The following is a 25,696-nucleotide window of genomic DNA, read 5'->3' on the forward strand; positions in this document are numbered from 1 at the left end:
ACGCCGTTACGCCTCCCCGGACGAACGCCGCGGCGTCCCCCCGCGTCTCACTCGAACGTCGACAGCGTCGTCCGTCGCTGTCGGGCCTCGGGGACGTTCGTGATCAGCACCTCCGCGACCTCGCCGCGGTTGTCGGCGTCGCTGTTGATCGCCCGCGTCGCCTCCACGACGTGGACGGTGAACGCCTCGGCGTCCTCGTACAGCTCCGCGACCGGCGGCGAGTTCGAGAGGACGACCGAGACGCCCATCGCATCGAGGTCGACCGCGAGGTCGCGCAGGCGTCGCTGATCCTCTCTGTCGAATCCCTCGGCGTGGTAGTCGGTGAAGTCCGCGGTCGTCGACACCGGCTCGTACGGCGGGTCGAAGTAGACGAGGTCCCCCTCCGACGCCTCCTCGCGGACGTACTCGAAGTCCCCGTTGTGGATCGCCGTGTCCCGCAACACGTCGTGGAGCGCGCGGATCCGGTCGGCCTGCACCCAGTCGGGGTTGGCGTAGCGGCCGACGGGGACGTTGAACTCGCCGCTGTTGTTCTCGCGGTACAGCCCGTTGAAGCAGGTCCGGTTCAGGTAGACGAACAGCGACGCCTCCCGGAGCCGTTCGTCCGCGGTCTTGTCGTCGAGCTCGTGGAGCTCGTTGAACTCGTCGCGGGCGTCGTAGTAGTACTCCTCGTCGTGCTCGTGGGACCTGTTCTCCGCGATCAGGGCTTCGGGATCGCGGTCGCGGATGACCTCGTACAGCGTCACCAGCCGGTCGTTGAGGTCGTTGATCGAGCCGCCCTCCGGTTCGAGGTGGAAGTAGACGGCGCCGCCGCCGACGAACGGCTCGTGATACCGCTCGAACTCGACGGGGAACCGGCCCGTGATCTCGGGGAGCAGCTGGCGTTTGCCGCCGGCCCACTTGAGGATCGGCTCGACCATCCTGTTGGCGACACTCGCGCGGCGGCGTTCTTAAACGCTGGCAAGCGTCGCGTCGGCGACCCGGACGCGTGGTGCATCCGGCGCAGGGATGTCTCCGCGGCTACGCGGCCCGTCCCGGGCCGTCGACGCCCGCGACCGACGCGTACGCCGCCAGCGCCGCGACGCCGAGGACCAACCCGCCGAACGACTCCGGCCAGGTGTGGGCGCCCGCGAGGGGGCGGGCGACGACCATCCCGAGCGCGACGAGCGCGAGCGGCGCCGCCCGCCGGTCGACGAGCGTCAGGAACCCGGCTGGAACCACCGCGTACAGCACGTGGCTCGACAGGTCCCACACCGGCGTGATCACGAGATGCGGCACGGTGACGGCGACGAGCAACAGGGCGTACTCGGGGACGACCGGCCCCCAGCCGGCCCGTCGCCACCAGCCACGGATGACCAGCAGCCCGACGGCGAGCCCCACGCTTCCGGTGGCGTTGGTCGTCCACGCCGGCGCGGCCGCGAGGAGTACCGGGATCCCTTGATAGACCGCGAACGCGACGACCCAGCCGAACCCGAGTACGCCCAGCCGGGCGGCGACCGCCGCCCACGACCGCCGACTCGACCGCCCGTCCGACCGTCGTAACTCGTAGCCGACGGCCACCAGCCCGCACAGGAGCACGAACAACTCGGGCGCGAACGCCGCGGAGTACGTCGACGCGATCGAGGCGGACATACCGTGACGCAGTCCCCGGGATCTCCCTGGGCGTTTCGGTTCGGGTCGACGCGAGCCGCTCGATCCCTCCCGGTTCCGTCGGTTCCTCCCGATCCCGTCGCCTCCGACCGGCTCCGCTCGGGTCGCGTGCCCGCCGAGCGAACGAGTTACCCGCGTCCACACGAAACGGACGGGTAACTGACCATGGCTCGCAAGGACGACTACTACAACCGGGCGAAACAGGAGGGCTACCGCGCGCGCTCCGCCTACAAGCTCCGGCAGATCGACGAGGAGGTCGACCTGTTCGACACCGGCGACACCGTCGTCGACCTGGGCGCCGCCCCAGGCGGCTGGCTCCAGGTCGCCGCCGAGGAGGTGACCGAGGCCGGCCGCGTCGTCGGCGTCGACCTCCAGCGCATCGACGACCTCGATCACCCGCACGTCGAGACGGTCCGCGGCGACATGACCGAGGAGCGCACGCGCTACTACCTCCGGAAGGCGCTCGGCGTCGACCCGGACCCCGACGAGGACACCGAGCCCGAGCGACCCGTCGACCTGGTCGTCTCGGACATGGCCCCGAACATGACCGGCGAGTATCAGCTCGACCACGCCCGGTCGATCCACCTCTGCCGGCAGGCGTTCGACACCGCGCTCGAACTCCTGAGGCCCGGCGGCGACTTCGTCGTGAAGGTGTTCGACGGCCCCGACCTCGCCGACTTCCGCGAGGACGTGGAGGCGCAGTTCCAGTACGTCCGGGCGTACACGCCGGAGGCGAGCCGGAAGCGCTCCTCCGAGCGCTACCTGATCGCCCGCGGCCGCACCGACTCGCCCGTTGCGGCGGGCGACCGGCTCACGGTCGAGGTGACCGACGTCGGCGAGGAGGGCGACGGCGTCGCCCGCGTCGACGGGTACACGCTGTTCGTCCCCGGCGCCGAGGCCGGCGAGACCGTCGAGGTCGTCGTCGACGACGTGAAGCCGCGGTTCGGGTTCGCCGAGCGCGTCGACTGATCCCCGTTTTCGCGTTGCCGCCTCAGGCGCTCACGCCGGCGGCGTCGCTCTCCTCGCGGCGGACGAGCGCGACCGCCGCGTACACCAGCGGCGTGTCGACCAGCGCGATGAGGAGTTTGAGGACGTACTGCCCGACGACGAGCGAGACGAGCACCGGCGTGGGCAGCGCCGCGCCGACGCCGAAGACGGCGGGCGCGACCGCGAACGCGACGAGCGTGAACACGACGGTGTCGATGAGCTGGCTCGACGCGGTCGAGCCGACGTTTCGCAGCCACAGCGCGTCGCCGTCAGTGAACTCGCGGATGCGGTGGAAGGCGATCACGTCCCAGTTCTGGCTGATCACGTAGGCGGCCAGCGAGCCGAGCACGACGTTCCCGGAGAGGCCGAGCACCGTCTCGAAGGCGGCGGGGTCGACCGACCCCTGCGCCGCCGGCGTCGCGATGGTCGCGAACACCAGCGCCAGCAGGACGAAGTTCATCGCGAACGCGACGTTGACCACCTTCCGGGCGTACGACTTGCCGTACAGCTCCGAGAGGCAGTCGGAGGCGAAGAAGGTGACCGCGTACGCGAGCGTCCCGCCGGGCGCAGTGACGGCGCCGAGCACCGGCAGCGAGACCGCGAGCAGCTTCGCCGAGATGACCTGCGCGGTGACCAGCGCGGCGACGAACAGGGCGGTGAGCACGACCGCCGCCAGCGGCACGTTCAGCCGGCGGGGTTCCGCGACGGCGACGCCGTCGGCGCCGCTCATTCGGCGTCTCCCTCCGTCGCTTGCTTCCCCTCCGTGCCCTCCTCGGCCAGCCGACCGTGGCGCGCGTCGATCTCGTCGAGCACGTCCAGCGTCTTGCGAACCGACGCACGGATCGCGTCGCTACGGTTCACGAACTTCCCGTCGTCGCCGACGTGCTCGTCCAGGTCCGCGAGGAGCTCCCCGGGCATCTCGACGCTTATCTTGGGCATACCACGAGGTTCGTAGGCGAATAATTGAAGCTTCGCACTCGGCGCCGACGCACCGAGCGCGACCGCTCGCGAGAGCCGGGATCGGGCGGGGCGGGTGCTTCCCGAACACGGCGAGCGCGAGCGACGCGGGTGTCCCGTTTCCGGGGGCGAAGGCCTCCGAACGAAGGCGGCGGGCGCGAGCGCGCCGTCAGCGGGTCAGATCGACGGTCGGCTCGGCGAGGTTGCGCCGGCCCCCGAGGGTCAGCACCCACAGGATCAGCAGGCCGACGCCGTAGGCGGCCATCAGCGGGATCGTCACGAGGAACATCGTGAACACGTCCGCCGGGGTGAACAGCGCCGCCACGAGCATGATGCCGACCGTCACCTCGCGCCAGCGCGAGCGCATCGCCTGATACGACACGCCCGTCGTGTTGAGCAGGACCATCAGGACGGGCACGTCCGCGAGGAACCCGATCCCGACGGTGGTGAAGAAGACGAGCCACGCGAAGTCGCTGATGCGGTAGCTGATCACCATGCCGGCCGCGAGCGCGTCGCTCACGAGCCACGAGATGACCGCCGGCGCGATGACGGTGTAGCCGAGCGCCAGGCCGCCCAGGAGCCCCGCCAACAGCGCGGCGACCCAGCCGAACACGACCTGCCTCCGTCCGCGGACGAACCCCCGGTCGCGCAGCGCGGGCCACGCGTAGTACGCCATGAAGGGGAGGACCGCGACGGCGCCGGCGATGGTCGAGATCTTCACCTCGAAGATGAGCGCCTCCACCGGGTGGAGCACGATGACGCCGAAGTTCTCGGCGCCGACGCCGACGATCTCCTCGGGGATGCGGTTCACGAAGTTGTTCTTCACGTCGCCGATCCCGCCGAGATAGAGGAACGCGAACACGCTCGCGAGCGTGACGCCGAACACCGACACCAGGACGAACAGCCGCGAGCGCAGCGACGCGGCGATGAAGGCGAGGTCGTCGTAGTAGCCCCCGATGTCGTCCTCGTCGCGCTCGCCGTCGGTGACCCCCTCGAGGAGCGTCCCGGTCGCGCGCGAGGCCCGGTCGCCGGCGTCGTCCGACAGGCCGGGGATCGACGGGCCGCCCCCGCTCCCCCCCGCGGCGTCGGCGCCCGACGACGACTCGGCGGCCTCGCGAGCCGCCTGCAGTTCGTCGAAGCGGTCCAGCACCGCGCGGGCCTTCGCCGAGTCGCCGGCGGCGGCCGCGCGGTCCGCGAGGTAGTTCACGCGCCGCTCGGAGAGCCCCGCGAACACAGCGTCGGGGGCGCGGCGGACCTCGTCGACCGTGAGTACCTCGATGTCGACGGCGTCGGGGTCGGTGCCCGCGGCGTAGGCGAAGTACAGCCCCAGGAGCCCGGCGAGCAGGAGCGCCAGCCCGATCCCGGCGGCGGCGAACGCGACGAGCGCCGCGGTGCCGCTCACGCCGAGGGCGGCGAGGATCGCTCCCGCGCTCGTCCCGTACTCGACGAGGACCGAGTCGGCCAGCGTCGGGCGCTCGACGAGCACGTAGCCGGCGGCGGCGACGACGCCGGCGATGCCGAGGAGGACGTTCCACAGCGAGCCGAACCGGCCGCGCCAGTCGACGAAGCCCGTGCCCCGACGGATCGCTCCGACCGGGCTCACGTCGCCCGCGAAGAGGTCGCGGGGCGGGCCCGACCGCGCTGGCGCGTCGCCGTCGCCGGCGTCCTCCTCGGCCGCCCCGGCCGCGCCCGCGGCGACGGCCTCGTCGAAGCGGTCGAGGATCGCCTGCGCCTTCCCGGGCTCGTCGGCCTCCATAGCGGTGGAGGCGGCCTCGAGCGCCTCCGGTTCGGTCATCCCCTCGAACGCCTCCGGCGGAGCGGCGCGCACTCCCGTCTCGTCGAGCGCCAGCAGGTCGATCGCGTCGGGGTCGCCGGCGTCGCCGACGACGGCGGTCGTCTCGTCGAGTTCGGCGTACACGTAGTACGCGAGCGCCACGACTGCCGCCGCGATCCCGAGGCCGGCCGCCAGCGCCGCCAGCGCCGGTACCGGGAGATCGGTCGCGAACCGGTAGTTCGTCAGCCCCGTCCCGGCGACGACGCCGTTGACGGCCGCGGCGGCGCCGCGAGCGTAGAACAGGTACACCGCGGCGGCGACGCCGACGCCGACGCCGGCGAGCACGTTCCAGTGGAGCCGCGCGGTCGCGGCCGCGTCGATGCGCTCGCTGCCGCGTCTGGCGGTGACGACGACCTTCGCGAGGTACAGCGACGCGCCGTACAACAGCAGCAGGGGCGCCGCCCACATCACCTGCGTGAACGGGTCCGGCGGCGAGAACACGGCGCCGAACACGAAGATGCCGACGACGGCGTGGCGCCACTTCTCGCGGAACGTCTCGTAGGGGACGATCTCGGCGTACGACAGCCCCGTGATCGCCAGCGGCATCTGGGCGGCGAAGCCGAACGAGAACGTGAGCAGCGCGATGAACTGCGCCCACTTCACGATGGAGTAGGTGGGGAGGATGCCCGCCGAGAGCGCGTTGTTCGCCAGGAACGCGAACATGAACGGGAAGAACACGAGGTAGCCGTAGGCGACCCCGCCGGCGAACAGGCCGACGGCGAGCACGAAGATGACCACGAGCTTCCAGCGGGCGACCGGCGCCTGCGGCCACGCCCCGCGCTCCCGGAGCGCGTCCCGCGAGAAGTACAGCAGCGGCGGGATCCCGACGATGATCCCCACGATCAGCCCGATCTTCGCCTGGAGGAGGATCACGTCGAACGGCGTCTGCGCGATGATCTCCACCTCCTGGCCGGCGGCCTCGCTGAGCTGCGCGCGCGTGACGGACTTGAGGAAGTCCCAGACGTACAGCCGGAGGGCGTAGAACGTCCCCATGAACCCGGCGAGGAAGACGAGGAACACCTTCTGGAGGTCCTTCTGGGCGGACCGGAGCATCGCGCCGGCGGTGGCCCTGCCGTCCGCCAACGACCGTCGGGTGTCCTCGTCGAGCGCGCTCGACATACCGGATGAGAGCGACTTGCCGGTTATCAACCTTTTCAACAACCGCGTCGCGTCGGCGCCTCCGGTGACGCCATCAGAAAAGGCCTATAACGGACCGGTGGCGAACCCCTTCCATGACCGGGGACTCGGATCCGCCCGAGGAGCCGTCGGCCGCGCCCGACGGCGACGGCGACGCCGAGACGGCCGAGTCCACCGACCCCGCGGAGTCCGTCGAGCCGTCGGAGTCCGCGGCCGACGAACACGAGGGCGGTGTCGGCGACGATGTCGGATCCGACGACGATGCCGAACGCGACGACGGCGAGACCGACGACTCGGCCGGGTCCGAGGATCGGCCCACCGACGAGGAGTCGAGAATCGACCGCCGCAGTCCGTTCGAGGACGACGATGACGGCGACGGTGACACCAACGGCGATGGTGACGGCGACAGCGACGGCGACGATACCCACGACAGCAACGACGACGGCGACGGTTCGACGGACGACAGCGATACCGACGGCGTGGACACCGGCGGCGACGACGATGACGGCGGTGACGACGCGACCGGTCGAGGATCGATCGAGCCGGCTCCGACCGCCGGCGAGGCCCCGGCGGTCGACGAGTCGCAGCCGGTGCCCGACGCGGTCGCCGGCGAGCGCTCCGGCGGCGGACAGTCCGCCGCGAACGACGGGAACGGAGGCGGGGGCGCCATGACCGCCGCCGAGAAGGGGATGGAGGCGGTGAACAAGGGCGTCGGCGCGCTCGGCGGCGGCGAGGCCGGCGGCCCCGACTCCGACCAGGAGATGCCGCTGGCCGCGCACATCGAGGAGATGATGCGCCGGCTCGGCATCGTGTTCGGCATCGCCGGCGTCGTCGTCGTCGCGGTGCTGTTGATCGGCACCGTCTCGCCGACCGTGCCGAGCGCCGAGCAGATCATCGAGTTCCTGTGGGACACCCACGTCGGCTTCGAGCAGAACCAGCCCCGCGTGTACGGCCCGCTGGAGTTCCTGCTCACCAAGCTGAAGGTGGCGTCGCTCGCGGGCCTGCTCGTCGGGCTGCCGGTGTTCGTCTACGAGACGTACCGGTTCATGCGCCCCGGGCTGTACCCCCACGAGCGCCGCTACTACCTCGCGGCGGTGCCGACGAGCCTGATCCTCGGGCTCGTCGGCGTCGCGTTCACGCACTTCATCGTCCTCCCGGTCATCTTCGACTACTTCATCAGCTACACCGAGGAGAGCGCGGTGCTCGCGTTCAGCCTCCGGGAGACGTTCAACCTCATCCTCCTGATGATGGGCTACATGGCCGTCGTCTTCCAGATCCCGCTGTTCATCCAGCTCGCCATCATGATGGGGCTGGTGACCCGCGAGTGGATGGAGGACCGCCGGCTGCTGTTCTGGTCGGCGTTCGTCGGCCTCGCGTTCATCGTCTCGCCGGACCCCACCGGGATGGCGCCCATCATCGTCGGCGCGACGATGATCGCGCTGTTCGAGGGGACGCTCGCGCTGTTGCGCTGGACCGGGAACTAGCCGCGGCCACGCCGATCGCGACCCGGCCCGCCTCGGTCGACTGACGGTCCGTCGCTCTCCTGTCACACACCGATCTCCGTGAGCGCCCGCGCCGGTGCCGTCAGGTTCCGCCGACGACGGGAGGCCGCAGATCCGTCCCGAGGGGCGCTTCGGACACCGGTTGCCGTCGTCGGTCGCCACATCCCGACCCCTGCTCGTCCACGGGACAACACTTATATTAGTAGAATCTAATATTAGCATATACTAAAATGAGCAACCAGACGCCGAAACCCGGGACGGACGACGGAGAACGCGGTCGGTCGGCGGGGTGTTGCACGGCGACCCACGACCTGCGCGACGACGACGTCGCCGACGACGTCGAGACGCTCGCGGCGCTGGGCAACGATACGCGCTACGAGGCGCTCCGGCTCGTCGCGAGCGACGAGGACGGGGTCTGCGTCTGCGAACTGGAGCCGTCGCTCGGCGTGAGCCAGAGCGCGGTGAGCCAGGCGCTCTCTCGGCTGTTCGGCGCCGGGCTGGTCGAGCGGCGCAAGGAGGGCCGGTGGCGCTACTACAGCGCGACGCCGCGAGCGAAGCGGCTCCTCGCCGTGCTCGACGAGACGAGAGGGCCCGGCGATGACTGACGGCGAGGACGCGCCGACGACGGACGGCGACGGTCTCGACCCCGCACGGCAGCGAGCCGCCGTGCGGGAGCGGTACGGAGAGATCGCCGAAATCGGCTCGGGGTCGTCGTCGTGCTGCGGCGACGACGGCGGCGACTGTGGGGGAACCGAGGGTCCCGCGGCCGAGGGAGGGACGGAACTCGGGTACACCGAGGACGACCTCGACGCCGTCGCCGCGGGCGCGAACCTCGGCCTCGGCTGCGGCAACCCGACCGCCATCGCGAGCCTCGAACCGGGCGAGACCGTCCTCGACCTGGGCTCCGGCGGCGGCTTCGACTGCTTCCTCGCGGCCCGCGAGGTCGGCGAGGAGGGGCGCGTCGTCGGCGTCGACATGACCCCCGAGATGGTCGAGCGCGCCCGCGAGAACGTCGGGGCGAACGACGCCACGAACGTCGAGTTCCGCCTCGGCGAGATCGAACACCTCCCCGTCGCCGACGGAACCGTCGACGTGATCCTCTCGAACTGCGTGATCAACCTCTCGGCGGACAAGCGGCGCGTGTTCGCGGAGGCGTACCGCGTGCTCCGGCCCGGCGGTCGCCTCGCGGTCTCCGACGTGGTGGCGACGGCCGACCTCCCGAGCGACATCCGCGGGGACGCCGCGTCCGTGAGCGCCTGCGTCGGCGGCGCGGCCGCGATCCCGACGCTCGAATCGATGCTCGCCGACGCCGGCTTCGTCGAGGTCGCGATCGAGCCGAAGGACGACAGCGAGTCGTTCATCCGCGAGTGGGACCCAGACCGCGACCTCGCCGACTACCTGACCGCGGCGACGATCGAGGCGCGAAAGCCGACGAACGACCCCGAATCCGCGACCGAAGAGACGGCGGCGTGACCGCCGTCGCGACACCACACTACAGACACCACTTCCGACACCACCATGCACAGAGCACCCGATCCGAGCGATCGTACAGGAGTCGAACAGTCGAGCTGGGGAAGCGTCATCGCGGGGTACGCCCTGATCGCGGGGCTTCTCGCGTCCCTGTGGGCCGTCAGCAACCCGGCGGCTGCCCTGACGCTCCTCCTCGCCGGCGTCGCCGTGCGCCGCGGAACCCCCCGGGCGGCCGCCGCGGTCCGTTGTGTCCGCGTCTGTCGCGAGTTCACCGTCGATCTGGGCGGCCGGCTCCGGATCACCGTCGCGAAGCCGCCGGTCGACGATGTCGCCTGATCGGCCCGGCGCGGGGGCGGACGAGGGAAGGCCGGACGGAGGCGCGGACGAACGGCGAGACCCCGGTGGGCCCACCGTTCTACTGACGGAGGCGGACGCCGCGGACCTCGACCGCGTCGAGGCGCTGCTCGCCGCGAACGACCTCCCGACGAGCGACGTGCGAACGGGACCCGGACGGTTCTACCTCGCCCGCGACGGCGACGCGGTCGTCGGGGCCGGCGGCGTCGAGCGGTACGGCTCCGACGGCCTCCTCCGGTCGGTCGTGGTCGAGGGATCGAGCCGCGGCGACGGGTACGGGACGGCGCTGTGTGCCGCTCTGGAGGATCGCGCCCGGAGGGAGGGCATCGAGACGCTCTATCTCCTGACGACGACCGCGGCCGGGTTCTTCGAGCGGCTCGGATACGAGCCGATCTCCCGCGAGCACGTCCCGGCGAGCGTCCGGTCGACGACGGAGTTCGCCGACCTGTGTCCGTCGTCGGCGACCTGCATGCGCAAGCGAGTCGGGGATCGGGCGACCGAGTAGCGGGCGACCCCAGGCGCTGCCGGCGCCGTCAGTGTCGCGTTCGCCGCCGGCGTCGCGTCCGGCGTCGACCCCGGGCACACTTTTCCCGTCTCCCCGTCCACCCACGCTCGATGGGAACGATCCTCCTGTGTCGCCACGGCGAGACGCCGTGGAACCGCGACCGCCGCGTGCAGGGCTGGGCGCCGACGGAGCTGACCGAGCGCGGCCGCGAGCAGGCCGACGCCCTCGCCGACTTCCTCGGCACCGAGTACGCCGTCGACCGGATCGTCGCCTCCGATCTGGAGCGCGCCGCCGAGACCGCCCGCGCCGTCTCGCGTGCGACGGACGCGGCGGCGACGTTCGACGCACGGTGGCGCGAGCGCGACTTCGGCCGGTTCCAGGGGCTCACCTACGACGGCCTGTTCGGCACGTACCCCGAGTACACCCTCTCGGAGATCGGCTACGCCGCCGCCGAGACAGTCCCCGAGAGCGGCGAGTCGCTGCTCGACATGAGAGCGCGCGTCCGCGAGGGCTTCGCCGACCTCCGCGGGGAGGTCGGGCCGGACGAGACGGTCGCCGTCGTCGCCCACGGCGGCCCGCTGTACGTCGTCACGGGCGAGTTGAAGGGGCTCGACGTGGTCGCCGCGGTGCTCGACCAGGACCAGGGGAACTGCGCCGTCAACGAGGTGCACGTCGCCGACGATTCCGCCCGCGGCGGCGACGGCGTCGCGACCGGCGGGTCGGCGACGGCCGAGTTGGTCCGCGAGAACGTCACGTCGTTCCTGCCGGAGGCGACGACGCAGGAGAACTACTGAGCGGGAGCTGGAGCGGCAGCAGCGGTGCTTCTGGTTCGACCCTACGAGGTCGGGTAGTCGCGCGCGAACACGTCCTCGACGACGGGTTCGCCGTCGCGGTTCACCGACTGTTCGTCGGCCTCCTCGGCGTCGCTCGCGGGGCTGACGCTCCCGGTCTCGTACCCCTGGAGGTCGAGCGTGACGTGGTCGAAGCCGATATCGAGCATGTGGTCGCGGGCGGCCGCGACGAAGTCGGCGTTCAGCGCCGACTCCAGCTCGTCGGCGCCGACCTCGATGCGCGCGAGACCGTCGTGGTCGCGGACGCGGAACTGCGAGAACCCCCACGTGCGCAGCAGGCGCTCGGCCTTCTCGATGCGGGTGAGACGTTCCTCGGTCACCTCCAGTCCGGTCGGGATACGCGAGGAGAGGCACGCCATCGAGGGCTTGTCGGCCACGTCGAGGCCGTAGTGGTCGGCGATCTGACGGACCTCCGCCTTCGTGATGCCCGCCTGCAGCAGGGGGGACACCACGTCGAGTTCCTCGACGGCCTGGAGCCCCGGCCGGTGTCCCTCGCCGGGGTCGGAGGCGTTCGTTCCGTCGCAGACGGTGCCGATGCCGCGCTCCGTGGCCGCCTCGTACATCCGCGAGAGCCGCATCGTCCGGCAGTGGTAACACCGGTCGTCGCCGTTGGCGACGAAGTTCGGGTCGTCAAGCTCGGAGAACTCCACGATCGCGTGGTCGATGCCGATGTCGTCGGCGACGCGGGTCGCGTCGTCCAACTCCTCCGCCGGCAGCGTCTCGCTTTTCGCGGTGCAGGCGACCGCGTCGTCGCCGAGCGCGTCGCGCGCGAGCGCCGCCACGACCGACGAGTCCACGCCCCCCGAGAAGGCGACGAGGGCGCCGTCGCGCTCGGCGAGTAGCTCGCGCGCGGCCGCCGCCTTCGCCGCCACGTCGTCGTCCATGCGCCGAACGAGGAGGTGACGACGCAAAAGTCGTCCGAACGTGGCGACGCGCGGGACCGGCCCGACGGTCGGTCGTGTGCGGACGCGAGCCGGACCCGCCCTCCGCCACAACGTTCACCATGTTGGCAGTTGACATGACGAACGTGTCCACATCCGGTCCCGACGCGGTCGACCCGGAGGACATGAACGGGAGCGACCACTCCGACGTGCCGGCCGACATCGACGGCGCGTACCTGTTCGGGATCAGCCGCGACGGAACCCCGTTCTACTACGACGACGACCGCGGCCGGGTCGTCGAGGGGGACCGACACGGCGGCGTCGCGGACGACCACGGCCCCGTCGACAGCGCGGAGTCGTTCATCGCCGAGGTCGACCGGGGCGTCGGCTGGGACCTCCTCGGCGGCGCGGACGACCGGGGCTGACTGGGCGGTCTCGTTGCGCTCACGGTTCACTCCGTTCGCCGTTCGCATCGAGGTCTCCCGCTGGTCGACCTCGCCCTGCTCGCGAGTCACTCCGTTCCTCGCTCGCGTTTTCGCGGTCTCGGTCGCTCACTCCGTTCGCTCCCCCGACCGCGCGCTCCCCGGCACGGTTTTGACCCCCGCCGCGCTACCGGGTGCCGAATGGAGTTCACGTCGGTCCCCGGCGTCGGCGAGAAGACCGCCGACGCCCTCGCGGATCTGGACGGCGCGGAGGCCGCGCTGCGCCGCGGCGACGTGGCGACGCTCGCCCGGGCCCGCGGGGTCACCGAGGGCCGGGCGGCCGCCATCGCCCGCGGCGCCATCCGGGAACGCCACGACGACCCCGGCGGCTGGCTGGCGACCGACCGCGCCCGCGAGGTGTACGAGGACGCGCTCGGCCTCCTGCAGGAGCGCGCCGTCACCGACTACGCCGAGAAGCGCCTGCGGACGATCTACCCCTCCGCGACCCCCTCGCGCATCGAGGAGGTGCGCGAGTGGGCCGCCGACGCGGTCGAGCGCGACCCCGACGAGGCGGTTCTCGACGCGCTGGAGGCGGTCGAACAGCCGAGCGAACCGCGGGGCCTCCGGGTGCGCGAGCGGGCGCTCGCGACCGCCGACGCCGAGCGTTACGCGGCCGTGAAGGACGCGTTCCCCGAACTCTCCGTCGAGGTCGTCGAGGACGCCCGCGATCTGGCCGAGCTCGCGCGGTCGTACGCCACCGTCGTCGCGCTCGACGAGGAGTTCGCCGGCGTCGACGTCGACGGCGACGTGCGCGTCATCACCGACCCGGAGAACCACCCGGAGGAGGTCGTTCCCGAGCGCCTGCTGGCGTTCTTCGCGGAGAACCGCGCCGAGTTGCTGGCGGCGCTCGACGTGCACGAGGCCGCCGGCATCGAGCCCGGCCTCGACCCCGAGGCGCTCCGGGACGCGCTCTCGCGGCTCGACGACGACGGCACCGTCCGCGGCGACGAGGAGCTGACTCGGCTCGCGAACGCCGTCGACGACCTCGACGCCGCGGTGTCGACGGCCGAGTCGGTCGCCAACGACCACCTCCGCGAGGCCATCCGCGAGCAGGACGTGACCATCGAGGGGACCGACTTCCTCTCGCTGGTCGAGCAGGGCGCCCGCGTCGACAGCCTCCTCTCGCGGGAGCTGGCCGACGAGTACGACGCCGCGATCCGGAAGGCGCGCGAGCACCTCGCGGACGCGCTCCGACTGGACGAGAGCGAGGCGGAGTTCACCGAGCGGATCTTCGCGGGCGACCCGACGTTCCCGACCGAGCACAACGAGGAGCCGCTGAACCGCCTGCGCACCGAGCTGAAGACCGCCCGCGACCGGCGGGCGGCGACGCTCAAGTCCGACCTCGCGACGGATCTCGCCGCGCTGCGCGGGCCCGCCGACGACCTCGTCGCCGACGCCCTCGAACTGGACGTGGAGCTCGCGGTCGCCCGGTTCGCCCGCGACTTCGACTGCGTCGTCGCCGAGATCGACGACGAGGGGACCGGCTTCGACATCGAGGGCGGGCGCTCCCCGCTGCTGGACGTTCCCTTCGCGGAGGCCGAGCCCGTCGACTACGCGGTCTCGGGCGTGACGCTGCTGTCGGGGGTGAACTCCGGCGGGAAGACATCGACGCTGGATCTCGTCGCGCTGATCGTCACCCTCGCGCACATGGGGCTGCCGGTTCCCGCCGATGCGGCGCGCGTCGGGCGCGTCTCGGAGCTGCACTACTACGCGAAGTCGCAGGGGACGCTCGACGCCGGCGCGTTCGAGGCGACGCTGCGCGACTTCGGCGACCTCGTCGCCGGCGCGGAGGGGCGGCTCGTCCTCGTCGACGAGCTGGAGTCGATCACCGAGCCCGGCGCCTCCGCGAAGATCATCGCGGGCATCCTCGAGGCCCTCGACGAGCAGGGCGCCACCGGCGTGTTCGTCTCCCACCTCGCGCGCCAGATCCGCGAGGCCGCCGCCGTCGACGTGGCCGTCGACGGGATAGAGGCCGTGGGGCTGGAGGACGGCGAGCTGGTGGTGAACCGCTCGCCCCGGAAGGACCACCTCGCGCGGTCGACGCCCGAGCTGATCGTCGAGAAGCTGGCGCGGGAAGCCGGCGACGACGCGGCCGGCGGATCCGGGTCCGGTTCGGGCGGCGACCCGGCATTCTACGAGGGGCTGCTGGAGAAGTTCTGAGGCGGGATCGAACGGCGGGCGAACCCGAACACCGGATCGGTCGCGTCAGGCGTACAGATCGGCGGGGGAGTCGTGTCCGCCGTCCCCGAGGTCGCGAAACAGGAGTTCGTAGTCCTCGTGATCGAGGCGCGCGTGGAGGTCGTCGAACCCCGCCTCCAGCGCCTCGCGACGGCGGGCGAGTTCGCCGTACTCGCCGTCGGTCGGCGCGACGCCCGACCCCTCCAGGGCGGCCTGCTTGTGCATCACCGCGAAGTACTGGCGGACGCGGTCGCCGTACCGGGCGACACGGACGAGGCGGTCGACCGCGTCCCGGAGGTCCTCGGGGTCGACCGGCTTTTCAAGGTACGCGTCGACCGGGAGGCCGACCACGTCGACGCCGACGGCGACGCCGGAGACGGCCGCGACGCGCACGTCGGTCCCGGACGCGCGGATCCGTTCGAGCGTGTCGTCGCCGTGGAGCCCCGGCATCCGGCGGTCCAACAGGACCACGTCGACCGAGTCGTCGAGCACGTCGAGCGCCTCCGATCCGGATGCAGCCGTCGACACCGTGTACTCGGCGGCGAGCTGCTCCGCGTACAGCTCGCGCACGTCGACCTCGTCGTCGACGACGAGCACGTGGGGACGGCCCGTCCGGGTCGGACCGTCCTCACCCTCGGTGTCGTCGATGTCTTCCGTCATCGATCCGGGCCACGGCCGGGATCCCCCTCAACCCCCTCGACGCGTTCGCCGGATTAAGTCGGATTCAGCCGGCGAAAGCGCCGGACTGGGAGGGGGACGTGTCGGCTTCGCCGCGACAAGCCAGGGACGGGTCGCCCGTCGCGAGGACGGCGGTGAATCCCTTCCGTCGGCCGGACCACTCCCGCCCGAGACACGGCCGACGACCGGGGCGATACTGAAACCGTATCGTGGCTGAACCGCCGGTATTCGACGTATCGATCTCTATTTCACTTTCACTCCGGCACCGGGGAACGATTAAGTGGTCGGGCGAGCGAGGGTTCGGTATCATGGCCGGGGACCCCGAAGACGGGATGCTGTCGTGGGACGAGTCCGTCTTCCGGGACGAACACGTCTTCGAGATCGACTACGTCCCCGAGACGTTCCGCCACCGCGAGAGCCAACTGGAGTCGCTGAAGTACGCGCTCCGGCCGGCCGCGCGCGGCTCGCGCCCGCTCAACACCGTCGTCCGCGGGCCGCCGGGGACCGGGAAGACCACCTCGGTCCAGAAGCTGTTCTCGGAGCTTCGCGCGCAGACGGACGTGCGCACAGTCAGGGTGAACTGCCAGGTCGACTCGACCCGCTATGCGGTGTTCTCGCGCATCTTCGAAGGGATCTTCGACTACGAGCCGCCCTCCTCGGGCATCTCGTTCAAGAAGCTGTTCGGCCAGATCGCCGACCGACTCGTCGAGGACGACGAGGTGCTCGCGGTGGCGCTCGACGACGTGAACTACCTGTTCTACGAGAACGAGGCCTCCGACGCGCTGTACTCGCTGCTGCGGGCGCACGAGGCCCACGCCGGCGCGAAGGTCGGCGTGATCTGCGTCTCCTCGGACCTCTCGCTGTCGGTGATCGAGGAGCTGGACTCGCGGGTGCAGTCGGTGTTTCGCCCGGAGGAGGTGTTCTTCCCGAAGTACGACGCCGACGAGGTGGTCGACATCCTCCGCGAGCGCGCGAAGCGCGGCTTCCACGACGGCGTCCTCGGCGCCACGGAACTCGACCGCGTGGCGGAGCTGACCGCCGAGTCGGGCGACCTCCGTGTCGGCATCGACCTGCTCCGCCGGGCGGGGCTCAACGCCGAGATGCGCGCCTCCCGAACGATCAGCGTCGAGGACGTGGAGGAGGCGTACGAGAAGTCGAAGTACGTCCACCTCTCGCGCAGCCTGCGGGGCCTCTCGGAGTCGGAGACGGCGCTCGTCGAGGTGCTCGCGGAGCACGACGGCGAGCAGGCCGGCTCGGTGTACGAGGCGTTCCACGAACGGACCGACCTCGGCTACACCCGGTACTCGGAGATCGTCAACAAGCTGGACCAACTCGGACTCGTCGAGACGGAGTACGCCGAGGTCGAGGGGCGCGGGCGGTCGCGGTCGATCTCGCTGGCGTACGACCCCGAGCCGGTGCTGGAGCGGATCGAAGGATAGCGTCGTCGACACGGCGTCGCACACATCCGAAAGACATACTCGGCGCACGCGACACCCTCGGGTATGGACGCCTACGAGCTGATCACCCGGAACGCGACCGAGGTGGTCACCGACGAGGAGGTACGCGCGCTAGCCGACGACCCGGAGGGCAAGCGAGTGTACGTCGGATACGAGCCGTCGGGCGTCCTCCACATCGGCCACATGCTGACGGCGACGAAGCTCATCGACCTGCAGGAGGCGGGCTTCGAGGTCGTCGTCCTGCTCGCGGACGTGCACGCCTACCTCAACGACAAGGGGACGTTCGCCGAGATCCGCGAGACCGCCGAGCGTATGCGCGACCAGTTCCTCGCGTACGGGCTCGACGCCGACGCGACGGAGTTCGTCTACGGGTCGGAGTTCCAGCTCGACGAGGAGTACGTCCTCGACACCCACGAGCTCGAGGTGTCGACGACACTCAACCGGGCCCAACGCGCGATGGCGGAGATCCAGGGCGGCGACACCGCGAAGGTGAGCCACCTGGTGTACCCGCTGATGCAGGCGCTCGACATCGTCTACCTCGATCTCGATCTGGCGGTCGGCGGCCTCGACCAGCGGAAGGTCCACATGCTCCACCGCGAACAGATCCCGGCGATGGACGGCGAGAGCGACCACGCCTACGAGGCGCGGCCGTGTCTCCACACGCCGATCCTCGCCGACCTCGACACCGGCGTCGGCAAGATGTCCTCCTCGTCGGGCACCACCATCTCGATGGAGGACTCCGAGGCGGACATCGCCGAGAAGATCAACGGCGCGTTCTGCCCGCCGACGCGCGACCCCGAGTCGGACGACGAGGGCAACGAGCGCGAGAACCCGGTGCTGGAGATCTTCGAGTACTCGGTGTTCCCGCGGTTCGACGCGGTCGTCGTCGAGCGCCCCGAGGAGTACGGCGGCGACCTCGAATACGACGACTACGAGTCGCTGGCGGCGGACCTGGAGTCGGGCGAACTTCACCCCGCGGACGCGAAGGGCGCGCTCGCGGACTACCTGAACGAGCTGATCGCGCCCGGCCGCGAGGTACTACGGGAGCTGGACGCGTAACGCTGGACCGGAGCTGAACGCGTACCGCGACGAAAAACCGGTTCGAGTTCGTGACCACGGCCGCCGCGGTCGCGACGGCGGCCGCGGGCAGTCGACTACGCCGACGATGCCGGCGACGCTATCCCTCGATGGGGATCGGGGTGCCGGTCGGCTTCGCGCCGACGACGGCCGGGAGGGTCACCTCGAGGACGCCGTTCTCGTAGCGGGCGCCGATCTCGTCCTCGTCGACCTCGCGCGGGAAGCGGAAGCGTCGGTGGTACGTCTTCTTGCGGCCGCGCTCCTCGTCGGTGTGCTCGGCCGCGACGTTGAGGACGCCCTCCTCCCACGTGAGGTCGATCTCCTCCCGGTCGAAGCCGGGCATGTCGACCGTGAGGACGAACTCGTCGTCCTCCTCGTACAGTTCGTAGTCGGTGCCACCGAAGCCGCCCTCGCCGAGGACGCGGGACGGCAGATCGAGGTTTTGCATCCAGGAACTCGCCGTGCTGCTCGGGAGTGCCATGGCTGGTCACCTCGTGTGCAATGAAGAATTGTGTGTCGTTCGTAAAGAATTTTACGCCGACACGAAACCCAGCCTGGCGGCGACCGTCGGGCGGGGTCGCCACCGACTACGCGAACCCGAACTGTCGCATCAGGCTGGTCGTGAGTCCCTTCACCACGAGGCCGGTGCCGGCCAGCACCATCGCGAGGCCGACCGCGACGATCGGCGCCGTCCACGCGACGAGCGCGAGACCGGCGAGCAGCAGCACCGCGCCGGCGACGCCGGCGGTGCCGAGTTTGTCGATCATACCCGCTCGTGGCGGTAGGTCCTGAAAAGGCCGGCGAGTTCCGCGCGGACGGCGTTCGGTGACGGCCCGTTACACTCCCCGCTCGAATCGAGGTGCTCGCGACCGTTCACACCTCGCACCCACCGAGTTTAACTGTCGGACGCGAGAACACAGGAGTATGAGCGACGGCGACGGGTCCGGACGCAAGAACCTCAGAATGCCGGACGACGACGAGGTGTTCGCCGAGGTGACCGAGATGCTCGGCGCCAACCGCGTGAAGGTCCGGTGCAACGACGGCGTCGAACGCACCGCGCGGATCCCCGGACGGATGCAGAAACGGACCTGGATCCGCGAGGGCGACCTCGTCCTCGTGAGTCCGTGGGACTGGCAGGACGAGAAGGCCGACATCGAACACCGCTACGAGAGCCAGGACGCCGACCAGCTTCGCGAGGAAGGCCACATCGCCTGATCGAGCGAGAGGCGTTGCCGGAACGAACGCCACCGGCCCTCAGACGATCGTCGGCAACGTCGCCGCGGCGACGCTCGTGACGACCCCGACGACGATGGAGTACGTGAAGTTCACGAGCGTCCCCGCGAGGTACCAGGTCGTGTCGCCGCTGGTCATGTCCTCGCGTCGGACGAGCGATTTGGCCGCGAACACCAGCCCGAGGGCGGTGTACGCGCCGACGAACACCAGCGTGAGCACGAGCACGTTCTCGCACTTGCCGATCACGCGGCCGGTGTCACGCTGGTCCGCATCGACGCCGGCGGACAGATCCGTCCCGGTCCAGCGTTCGAGGAAGTAGCTGACGACCGACGTACTCGTCGCGAGCAGCGCGACGTAACCGGCGAGATACACCGCCGCGACGACGACTAGGTCGCCGGCGGCCGCCGGAGCGCCCGGCAGCGCCGACGTTTCGATCTGCATCGTTTTCGTCGGCGTCTCACTGCCGAATCAATCCTCCGGTTCGGCACCCAGCGCCCGGTCGATCAATGCCTCGTTACGCCGGACGCGGTCGTAGCTTGCGGCCGCGAGCGTCTTCGACACCGCCTGGGTACTCACCCCGAACGCCTCCGCAACGGCCGTCTGAGTGCCCCGGCGACGGTAGGCGCGTGCGATCTCGGTCTGGCGTTCGGTCCACTCCTCGCGGATTGCCAGCGCGAGATCGCCCGCCGCCGTCACGGGACCGTTCACGCGATCGTCGGCAGTATCGAGGAAAAAGTGGCCGTCCTCCGCGTTCAGCTCCGACAGCGCCTCGTCCGCCCGGTGAAACGCCGGTCCGTCCATCGCGGTCACGTCGGTCGCGCCGGGGTTAACGTCGACCGCCCCCGCGACGACGACGTATCGAGCGACGGTCGGATGGAGCCGTTCCTGGATCGCCCGGACGACCCCGTAGGCTGCCGCTGGATCCTCGAGCGTCCCGCCGAACTCGTCGGCGCCCTTGATCGGCGCGAAGCGGGCGCCGATCGCCTCGGCGTATGCGTCGTTGGCCGCGGCGAGCGCGTCCTCGATCCGTTCGCGCAGTCCCTCCCGGTCCGGCTCGCCTCGCGAGTCGATCACGTCGCCGAGGACGACGTGGGTCCGTTCGGTCCCGGTCACGGCTGTTCTGAGTACCGCATCGTGTTACAACCATAAATAGTTGATTCCTACAAATTCAACTATTTTAGGTTGAACCTGGCGCACGAAGGGTCACTCCCCACACGGGCAAGCGACCGAGGCGCCGTCCGTAGGCCGGGGGCGGCGACCGCGGTGCCGGTGCTTTTCATGTCGGAGCGCGTACGCCGAGGTAGATGAACGGAGAGTTCGGGTTCGTCGAACCCGACGAGGCGGACGCGCCGGGCGACGAGTGGGAGGACCTCGACCTGGCCGACATCGCCCAGACCGAGGCCGACAAGATCGCCCGCAGACAGGACGACGAGTTCGACGAGTTCCGCAAGCGCGTCAAGAACACCGAGCAGTTCAAAGTCGAGGCGTCGGTGTTCGACGACGCCACCCTCGCGGCGCTGTACAAGCTCACCCGCGACGGCCACATCGCCGCCTTCGGCGGTCCGATATCGACGGGCAAGGAGGCCAACGTGTACGAGGCGCTCGGCGCCGACGAGCGCGAGGTGGCCGCGAAGGTGTACCGGATCAACACCTCGAACTTCCGGCAGATGCGCGACTACCTCGAGGGCGACCCCCGCTTCGAGGGGATCGGCTCCGACAAGAAGCAGGTCGTCGTCGCGTGGGTGCGCAAGGAGTTCTCGAACCTCTCGCGGGCCCGCAAGGCCGGCGTCCGCGTCCCCGAGCCGATCGCCGTCCAGCGCAACGTCCTCGTGATGGAGCTTGTCGGCCACGCCGACGACCGCGCGCGCCGCCTCGCGGAGGTCGACGTGGAGAACCCCGAGACCGCCTTCGAGGTCGTCCGCGAGTACATGCGCCGGCTCTACTCGGCGGGACTGATCCACGGCGACCTCTCGGAGTACAACCTCATCATCCACGACGGGGAGCTTGTCGTCATCGACCTGGGACAGGCGGTGACGGTCCACCACCCGAACGCCGAGGAGTTCCTCCGGCGCGACTGTCGCAACGTCGCCTCCTTCTTCTCCCGACAGGGGCTCGAAACCGACGCGGAGGACCTCCACGACTACGTCACCACGCCGAAGCCGGAACCGTCGGCCGAGCCCGACCCCGACACCGACCCGAACCCGGCCGACCGCGCCGGCGACGACGATGACCGCGCCGGCGACCCCGGTGACAGCGACGACAGTGGCGTCGGCGACAGCAGCGGCGACGACGGCGGCGACGAATAGTCGGAACGCCCCGCCGCCGTGTGATCGGCGGTTCGCGCGTGGGACCCGCTGACGCGGCGGGTTCCCGAGGGAACCCTTATCCGCGTCCGGCCGAAATTCGGGTGTATGCAGCACGTGAAGGTTCCGCAGGACCGCATCGGCGTGCTCATCGGCGAGGGCGGCGAGACGATGCGGGAGATCGAAGACCGCGCCGAGGTCCGACTCGACATCGACTCCGAGTCGGGCTCGGTCGCCATCGACAGCGTCGGCGACCCGGTCGCCGGGCTGGTCGCTCCCGACATCGTCCGCGCCATCGGCCGCGGGTTCACCCCCGAGTCCGCCCTCTCGCTGCTGGAGCACGACCTGCGACGGTTCGAGTTGGTCGACCTCGCATCGGAGACCCGCAACAAGAACGACCTCCAGCGCCAGAAGGGCCGCCTCATCGGCGAGAACGGCCGAACGCGCGAGCTGATGGAGGACCTCTCGGGCGCCGAAGTCGTCATCAAGGGGACCACCCTCGGCGTCATCGGCCAGCCCGAGGAGGTCGAGGCCGTCCGCCGCGCGGCGGGGATGATCCTCGACGGCGCCCCCCACGGCGCCGTCTACTCGTTCCTCGAACGCAAGCACAACGAGATCCACGGCGCGCCCGACCTCTCGACCCCCTCGGGGAGCGCCGAGGAACCGCGGTAACGCGGTTCCCGATCCCGCCCGTCGCCGTCCGGTCCGTTCTCCCGGCGCTCCGTCGTACCGCCGTCCCGAGCCGCTATACCGCCTTGAGCCGCGGCGCCACGAACGCCTCGACGCGGCCGTCGCCCCCCGAGATGTCGTAGGCGACGCCGAGGGGCGCCTTTCGTCCGAGCGTGAGCCGCACGTCCGTCCCCGCCGGGATGGCTCGCTCGATGTCGATCAGGTACGACAGCGACAGCAGCGACCCCGCATCGCCCGGCGAGAACGCGACCGCCTCCTCTGCCGTGACCGTGAACTGCACGTCGTCGGTGTCGCCGTCGGCGGCGGCGACGAACGTCTCGGCGTCCGGGTCGACGCTGAGCGCGAGGTGGTCCGCGACCATCCCCGCGGCCGTTACGAACCGGCCGACCGTGTCGACCGGGACCGTCAGCGACGCGGTGTGTTCGAAGCCGAGGTCGTCCACGTCGGGCGGCCCGCGGACGCTGTCGGGGTCGAACAGCCCCATCGCGTACTCCAGGCCGTCGGCGACGACGTGGAGGCGGAACGACTCGGGGTCGAGCGCGAGCGTCACGGGGTCGTCGCCGGCGACCATCGAGAGGACCTCCTCGAGTCGGGTCACGTCGACGCCGACGACGGTGCCGTCGGCCTCGTAGGACGCCGCGGCCGCAGCGTCGAGTTCCGCGTCGACCGCCGCGACGGTCGCCGGGTCCATCGCGGCCGCGCGGATGCCGTCGCGGCCGAACGTCAGCCGACACTCGTCGACGAGCGCGCCGACCGCCGAGAGCAGTGGCTTCAGGGTGTCCGCCCGCACGCGCACGGACACCGGTACCTCCCCGTCGATGTCGGGCGTCTGTCCCGACTCCGCGTCCGTCTCGTCTCCCTCGTCGGTCACGGCGCTCGCCTCGGGCATGGCCGGATCCCGAACGTATCGGCTCATAAGTATTTTTGCAAGCGATCAGGTAGATACCCTGTTTCCGAGTACAAACATATATGAATCTCGTTTTCATACCTCGTTTTGGATTATGAGCGGCGAACGGGAGCGCGGCGTCTTGAGCCCGGCCGACCGGGCGTACCTGCGCGGGGAGACGGAGTTCGCGAGCGTGCAGTCCGAGCGCAACGCGCGGGCGCGCATCCGGGACAGGCTTCACGCCGGGCTCTACGACTTCGAACTGCTCGTCGAGGGGCTCTCGGAGACGGACCGGAAACTCGTGTTCGAGGACCGCCTCGACCGCGAAGGGACGGACGCCTTCGACGCGCTCGTCTCGGCGATGGCGTTCCTCTACCGCGGGGTCGAGGACACGGACCTGGAGTTCGAGACGGTGCTCGCGGAGGGGATCAACCTCGCGGAGGCGAGCGAGGAGCGCGCGGCGACCGTCGACCTCGACGTGACGTTCCGCGCGTTGAGCGTCGCCGAGGTGCGCCGGAAGATGCGGGCGGGCGAAACGCTGTCGCTGACGGAACTGGCCTTCGCCGACGCGCGCGAAGAGATCGCTCCCGACGAGTTCGCGGAGTACGTCCGCGGCGACGATACGGACGACCGCAGCGTCGACGACGGCCGGATCCAGTCGCGGGTCACCGACTTCTGAGCCCCGGCCTCGAGGAGATCGACGCCGACGGGGCCGTATATAAATTCCCCTTGATAACTTATCACACACGCCCGCAACGGCTCCGTGCGAGCAGTTGACGAACCGACGCCGGAATGTTTTTATAGAATCGAAAACAATCAGGGAGTGACTCATGTCTCAGCGCCAGCGAATGGGCAACCAGCCCATGATCGTACTCTCGGAGGACAGCCAGCGAACGTCGGGCAAGGACGCCCAGTCGATGAACATCACGGCCGGCAAGGCCGTCGCGGAGTCCGTTCGGACCACCCTCGGTCCGAAAGGAATGGACAAGATGCTCGTCGACTCCTCGGGCGGCGTCGTCGTGACGAACGACGGCGTGACCATCCTGAAGGAGATGGACATCGACCACCCGGCGGCCAACATGATCGTCGAGGTCTCCGAGACCCAGGAGGACGAGGTCGGCGACGGCACGACGACGGCCGTCGTCATCGCCGGTGAGCTGCTCGACCAGGCCGAGGAGCTCATCGACTCGGAGGTCCACCCGACGACCATCGCGCAGGGGTACCGCCAGGCCGCCGAGAAGGCCAAGGAGGTCCTCGACGAGCAGGCCATCGACGTCACCGCCGAGGACCGCGAGACGCTCGAGAAGATCGCCGCGACGGCGATGACGGGCAAGGGCGCCGAGTCCGCCCGCGACACGCTCGCGGAACTGGTCGTCGACGCCGTGCTCGCCGTCCGCGACGACGACGGCACCGTCGACACGGACAACGTCTCCGTCGAGACCGTCGTCGGCGGCGCCATCGGTAACTCCGAGCTCATCGAGGGCGTCATCGTCGACAAGGAGCGCGTCGACGAGAACATGCCCTACGCGGTCGAGGACGCCAACGTCGCCCTCTTCGACGGCGCCATCGAGGTCAAGGAGACCGAGATCGACGCCGAGGTCAACGTCACCGACCCCGACCAGCTCCAGCAGTTCCTCGACCAGGAGGAACAGCAGCTCAAGGAGATGGTCGACAAGCTGAGCGCCGTCGGCACGGACGTCGTCTTCGTCGGCGACGGCATCGACGACATGGCCCAGCACTACCTCGCGCAGGAGGGCATCCTCGCCGTCCGCCGCGCGAAGGACTCCGACCTGAAGCGGCTGGCCCGCTCGACGGGCGGTCGCGTCGTCGCCAACCTCGACGACCTCGAGGAGAGCGACCTCGGCTTCGCCGGCTCCGTCGCCCAGAAGGACATCGGCGGCGACGAGCGCATCTTCGTCGAGGACGTCGAGGACGCCCGCTCGGTCACGCTCGTCCTCCGCGGCGGCACCGAGCACGTCGTCGACGAGGTCGAGCGCGCCATCGAGGACTCGCTGGGCGTCGTCCGCACGACGCTGCGTGACGGACAGGTGCTCCCCGGCGGCGGCGCGCCCGAGACCCAGCTGGCGCTGGAGCTTCGTGACTTCGCCGACTCCGTCGGCGGCCGCGAGCAGCTGGCCGTCGAGGCGTTCGCCGACGCGCTGGAGGTCATCCCGCGCACCCTCGCCGAGAACGCCGGGCTCGACCCGATCGACTCGCTGGTCGACCTGCGCGCCCGCCACGACGGCGGCGAGTTCGGCGCCGGTCTCGACGCCTACACGGGCGACGTGATCGACATGGAGGCCGAGGGCGTCGTCGAGCCGCGCCGCGTCAAGACGCAGGCCATCGAGTCCGCCACCGAGGCGGCGACGATGATCCTCCGCATCGACGACGTCATCGCTGCCGGCGACCTGAAGGGCGGCGGCACCGACGACGGCGGCGACGACGAGATGCCGCCGGGCGGCGGCGGCATGGGCGGCATGGGCGGTATGGGCGGCATGGGCGGCGCGATGTGAAGTAGGCCCACAGCCACTCCACCTCAGCCACCCGCCGACGTCGACACGCACCGCCTCTCGACCGATCTTCGGTT

The 25,696-nt window shown here is 70.4% G+C and carries 28 protein-coding genes; 16 read left to right on the forward strand and 12 right to left on the reverse strand.

Translation table 11 applies throughout. From position 1 onward, the window contains the following. Positions 1–47 precede the first annotated feature (47 nt). Positions 48–917, reverse strand: coding sequence for a DNA adenine methylase (locus tag K6T36_RS08135; RefSeq protein ID WP_222920845.1), 870 nt, complete (start codon positions 915–917; stop codon positions 48–50). Between the two features lie 100 nt (positions 918–1,017). Next, complete coding sequence (locus K6T36_RS08140) at positions 1,018–1,629, reverse strand: hypothetical protein (protein ID WP_222920846.1); 612 nt, start codon at positions 1,627–1,629, stop codon at positions 1,018–1,020. A 183-nt stretch (positions 1,630–1,812) separates the two neighbouring features. On the opposite strand from K6T36_RS08140, the gene K6T36_RS08145 reads away from it, so the two are divergent. Then, the gene (locus K6T36_RS08145) at positions 1,813–2,616 is read left to right on the forward strand and encodes a 23S rRNA (uridine(2552)-2'-O)-methyltransferase (RefSeq protein WP_222920847.1); all 804 of its coding nucleotides are present in this window, start codon (positions 1,813–1,815) and stop codon (positions 2,614–2,616) included. Between the two features lie 22 nt (positions 2,617–2,638). On the opposite strand, the gene K6T36_RS08150 is transcribed toward K6T36_RS08145, so the two are convergent. From K6T36_RS08150 to tatC (K6T36_RS19175), 3 genes are all read right to left on the reverse strand, one after another. After that, positions 2,639–3,364, reverse strand: a complete 726-nt coding sequence (locus tag K6T36_RS08150; RefSeq protein WP_222920848.1) for a queuosine precursor transporter — start codon at positions 3,362–3,364, stop codon at positions 2,639–2,641. Continuing rightward, positions 3,361–3,573, reverse strand: coding sequence for a ribbon-helix-helix domain-containing protein (locus K6T36_RS08155; protein WP_222920849.1), 213 nt, complete (start codon positions 3,571–3,573; stop codon positions 3,361–3,363). Before K6T36_RS08155 ends, K6T36_RS08150 begins: the two co-directional genes overlap by 4 nt. A gap of 187 nt (positions 3,574–3,760) precedes the next feature. Further along, positions 3,761–6,544 carry a twin-arginine translocase subunit TatC gene (gene tatC, locus K6T36_RS19175; protein ID WP_222920850.1) on the reverse strand — a complete coding sequence of 928 codons (2,784 nt, stop codon included), beginning with the start codon at positions 6,542–6,544 and terminating at the stop codon, positions 3,761–3,763. Between the two features lie 113 nt (positions 6,545–6,657). Between tatC (K6T36_RS19175) and tatC (K6T36_RS08165) the strand changes: the two genes are divergently transcribed. The 6 genes from tatC (K6T36_RS08165) (at position 6,658) to K6T36_RS08190 (ending at position 11,187) form a co-directional block, all read left to right on the forward strand. Continuing rightward, on the forward strand, positions 6,658–8,046 hold the full coding sequence (gene tatC, locus K6T36_RS08165) for a twin-arginine translocase subunit TatC (protein WP_222920851.1): 1,389 nt from the start codon (positions 6,658–6,660) through the stop codon (positions 8,044–8,046). A gap of 248 nt (positions 8,047–8,294) precedes the next feature. Then, positions 8,295–8,669, forward strand: a complete 375-nt coding sequence (locus tag K6T36_RS08170; protein WP_222920852.1) for an ArsR/SmtB family transcription factor — start codon at positions 8,295–8,297, stop codon at positions 8,667–8,669. Next, on the forward strand, positions 8,662–9,537 hold the full coding sequence (arsM, locus tag K6T36_RS08175; RefSeq protein WP_222920853.1) for an arsenite methyltransferase: 876 nt from the start codon (positions 8,662–8,664) through the stop codon (positions 9,535–9,537). The genes K6T36_RS08170 and arsM overlap by 8 nt, the downstream gene beginning before the upstream one ends. Positions 9,538–9,582: 45 nt before the next feature. Beyond that, positions 9,583–9,870 (forward strand): hypothetical protein, encoded by a 288-nt coding sequence (locus tag K6T36_RS08180; protein WP_222920854.1) that lies wholly within the window; start codon positions 9,583–9,585, stop codon positions 9,868–9,870. Beyond that, positions 9,860–10,393 carry an arsenic resistance N-acetyltransferase ArsN2 gene (arsN2, locus tag K6T36_RS08185; RefSeq protein WP_222920855.1) on the forward strand — a complete coding sequence of 178 codons (534 nt, stop codon included), beginning with the start codon at positions 9,860–9,862 and terminating at the stop codon, positions 10,391–10,393. Before K6T36_RS08180 ends, arsN2 begins: the two co-directional genes overlap by 11 nt. 110 nt (positions 10,394–10,503) lie before the next feature. After that, entirely contained in the window at positions 10,504–11,187 is a 684-nt protein-coding gene (locus tag K6T36_RS08190) for a histidine phosphatase family protein (RefSeq protein WP_222920856.1), read from the forward strand. Positions 11,188–11,228: 41 nt separating this feature from the next. Here the strand turns inward: K6T36_RS08190 and larE are convergent, their stop codons facing one another. Beyond that, a complete protein-coding gene (gene larE / locus K6T36_RS08195) occupies positions 11,229–12,128 on the reverse strand; it encodes an ATP-dependent sacrificial sulfur transferase LarE (RefSeq protein ID WP_222920857.1) in 900 nt (299 codons plus the stop codon). Positions 12,129–12,271: 143 nt separating this feature from the next. Between larE and K6T36_RS08200 the strand changes: the two genes are divergently transcribed. Beyond that, positions 12,272–12,550: a hypothetical protein gene (locus K6T36_RS08200; RefSeq protein WP_222920858.1), complete on the forward strand. Its 279-nt coding sequence runs from the start codon at positions 12,272–12,274 to the stop codon at positions 12,548–12,550. Positions 12,551–12,748: 198 nt separating this feature from the next. After that, positions 12,749–14,767 carry a MutS-related protein gene (locus K6T36_RS08205; protein WP_225935078.1) on the forward strand — a complete coding sequence of 673 codons (2,019 nt, stop codon included), beginning with the start codon at positions 12,749–12,751 and terminating at the stop codon, positions 14,765–14,767. Between the two features lie 45 nt (positions 14,768–14,812). Here K6T36_RS08205 and K6T36_RS08210 read toward each other — a convergent pair whose 3' ends face one another. Then, positions 14,813–15,445: a response regulator gene (locus K6T36_RS08210; protein WP_222920859.1), complete on the reverse strand. Its 633-nt coding sequence runs from the start codon at positions 15,443–15,445 to the stop codon at positions 14,813–14,815. A gap of 326 nt (positions 15,446–15,771) precedes the next feature. Between K6T36_RS08210 and K6T36_RS08215 the strand changes: the two genes are divergently transcribed. Both K6T36_RS08215 and K6T36_RS08220 read left to right on the forward strand, forming a co-directional pair. Continuing rightward, positions 15,772–16,902, forward strand: a complete 1,131-nt coding sequence (locus tag K6T36_RS08215; RefSeq protein WP_222920860.1) for an ORC1-type DNA replication protein — start codon at positions 15,772–15,774, stop codon at positions 16,900–16,902. A gap of 63 nt (positions 16,903–16,965) precedes the next feature. Beyond that, entirely contained in the window at positions 16,966–17,979 is a 1,014-nt protein-coding gene (locus K6T36_RS08220; protein WP_222920861.1) for a tyrosine--tRNA ligase, read from the forward strand. Between the two features lie 118 nt (positions 17,980–18,097). Here the strand turns inward: K6T36_RS08220 and K6T36_RS08225 are convergent, their stop codons facing one another. After that, positions 18,098–18,478 (reverse strand): Hsp20/alpha crystallin family protein, encoded by a 381-nt coding sequence (locus K6T36_RS08225; RefSeq protein WP_222920862.1) that lies wholly within the window; start codon positions 18,476–18,478, stop codon positions 18,098–18,100. Between the two features lie 106 nt (positions 18,479–18,584). Continuing rightward, positions 18,585–18,764 carry a DUF7470 family protein gene (locus tag K6T36_RS08230; RefSeq protein WP_222606188.1) on the reverse strand — a complete coding sequence of 60 codons (180 nt, stop codon included), beginning with the start codon at positions 18,762–18,764 and terminating at the stop codon, positions 18,585–18,587. 157 nt (positions 18,765–18,921) lie between these two features. Between K6T36_RS08230 and eif1A the strand changes: the two genes are divergently transcribed. Next, positions 18,922–19,212 (forward strand): translation initiation factor eIF-1A, encoded by a 291-nt coding sequence (gene eif1A / locus K6T36_RS08235; RefSeq protein ID WP_222606189.1) that lies wholly within the window; start codon positions 18,922–18,924, stop codon positions 19,210–19,212. Positions 19,213–19,251: 39 nt separating this feature from the next. Here eif1A and K6T36_RS08240 read toward each other — a convergent pair whose 3' ends face one another. Next, positions 19,252–19,671 (reverse strand): hypothetical protein, encoded by a 420-nt coding sequence (locus K6T36_RS08240; RefSeq protein WP_222920863.1) that lies wholly within the window; start codon positions 19,669–19,671, stop codon positions 19,252–19,254. Between the two features lie 27 nt (positions 19,672–19,698). Beyond that, positions 19,699–20,343 carry a SatD family protein gene (locus tag K6T36_RS08245; protein WP_222920864.1) on the reverse strand — a complete coding sequence of 215 codons (645 nt, stop codon included), beginning with the start codon at positions 20,341–20,343 and terminating at the stop codon, positions 19,699–19,701. 191 nt (positions 20,344–20,534) lie between these two features. On the opposite strand from K6T36_RS08245, the gene rio1 reads away from it, so the two are divergent. Continuing rightward, a complete protein-coding gene (rio1, locus tag K6T36_RS08250) occupies positions 20,535–21,536 on the forward strand; it encodes a serine/threonine-protein kinase Rio1 (protein WP_222920865.1) in 1,002 nt (333 codons plus the stop codon). A gap of 105 nt (positions 21,537–21,641) precedes the next feature. After that, entirely contained in the window at positions 21,642–22,205 is a 564-nt protein-coding gene (locus K6T36_RS08255; protein WP_222606193.1) for a KH domain-containing protein, read from the forward strand. A 73-nt stretch (positions 22,206–22,278) separates the two neighbouring features. Here the strand turns inward: K6T36_RS08255 and K6T36_RS08260 are convergent, their stop codons facing one another. Beyond that, positions 22,279–23,112, reverse strand: a complete 834-nt coding sequence (locus tag K6T36_RS08260) for a beta clamp domain-containing protein (protein WP_222920866.1) — start codon at positions 23,110–23,112, stop codon at positions 22,279–22,281. A 112-nt stretch (positions 23,113–23,224) separates the two neighbouring features. Between K6T36_RS08260 and K6T36_RS08265 the strand changes: the two genes are divergently transcribed. Together K6T36_RS08265 and thsA are read left to right on the forward strand one after the other, a co-directional pair. Beyond that, on the forward strand, positions 23,225–23,788 hold the full coding sequence (locus K6T36_RS08265) for a DUF8102 family protein (RefSeq protein WP_225935079.1): 564 nt from the start codon (positions 23,225–23,227) through the stop codon (positions 23,786–23,788). 184 nt (positions 23,789–23,972) lie between these two features. Continuing rightward, positions 23,973–25,622, forward strand: coding sequence for a thermosome subunit alpha (gene thsA / locus K6T36_RS08270; protein WP_222923402.1), 1,650 nt, complete (start codon positions 23,973–23,975; stop codon positions 25,620–25,622). Positions 25,623–25,696 lie beyond the last annotated feature (74 nt).

This window comes from Halobaculum roseum (assembly GCF_019880245.1).
GTDB classification, from domain to species: domain Archaea; phylum Halobacteriota; class Halobacteria; order Halobacteriales; family Haloferacaceae; genus Halobaculum; species Halobaculum roseum.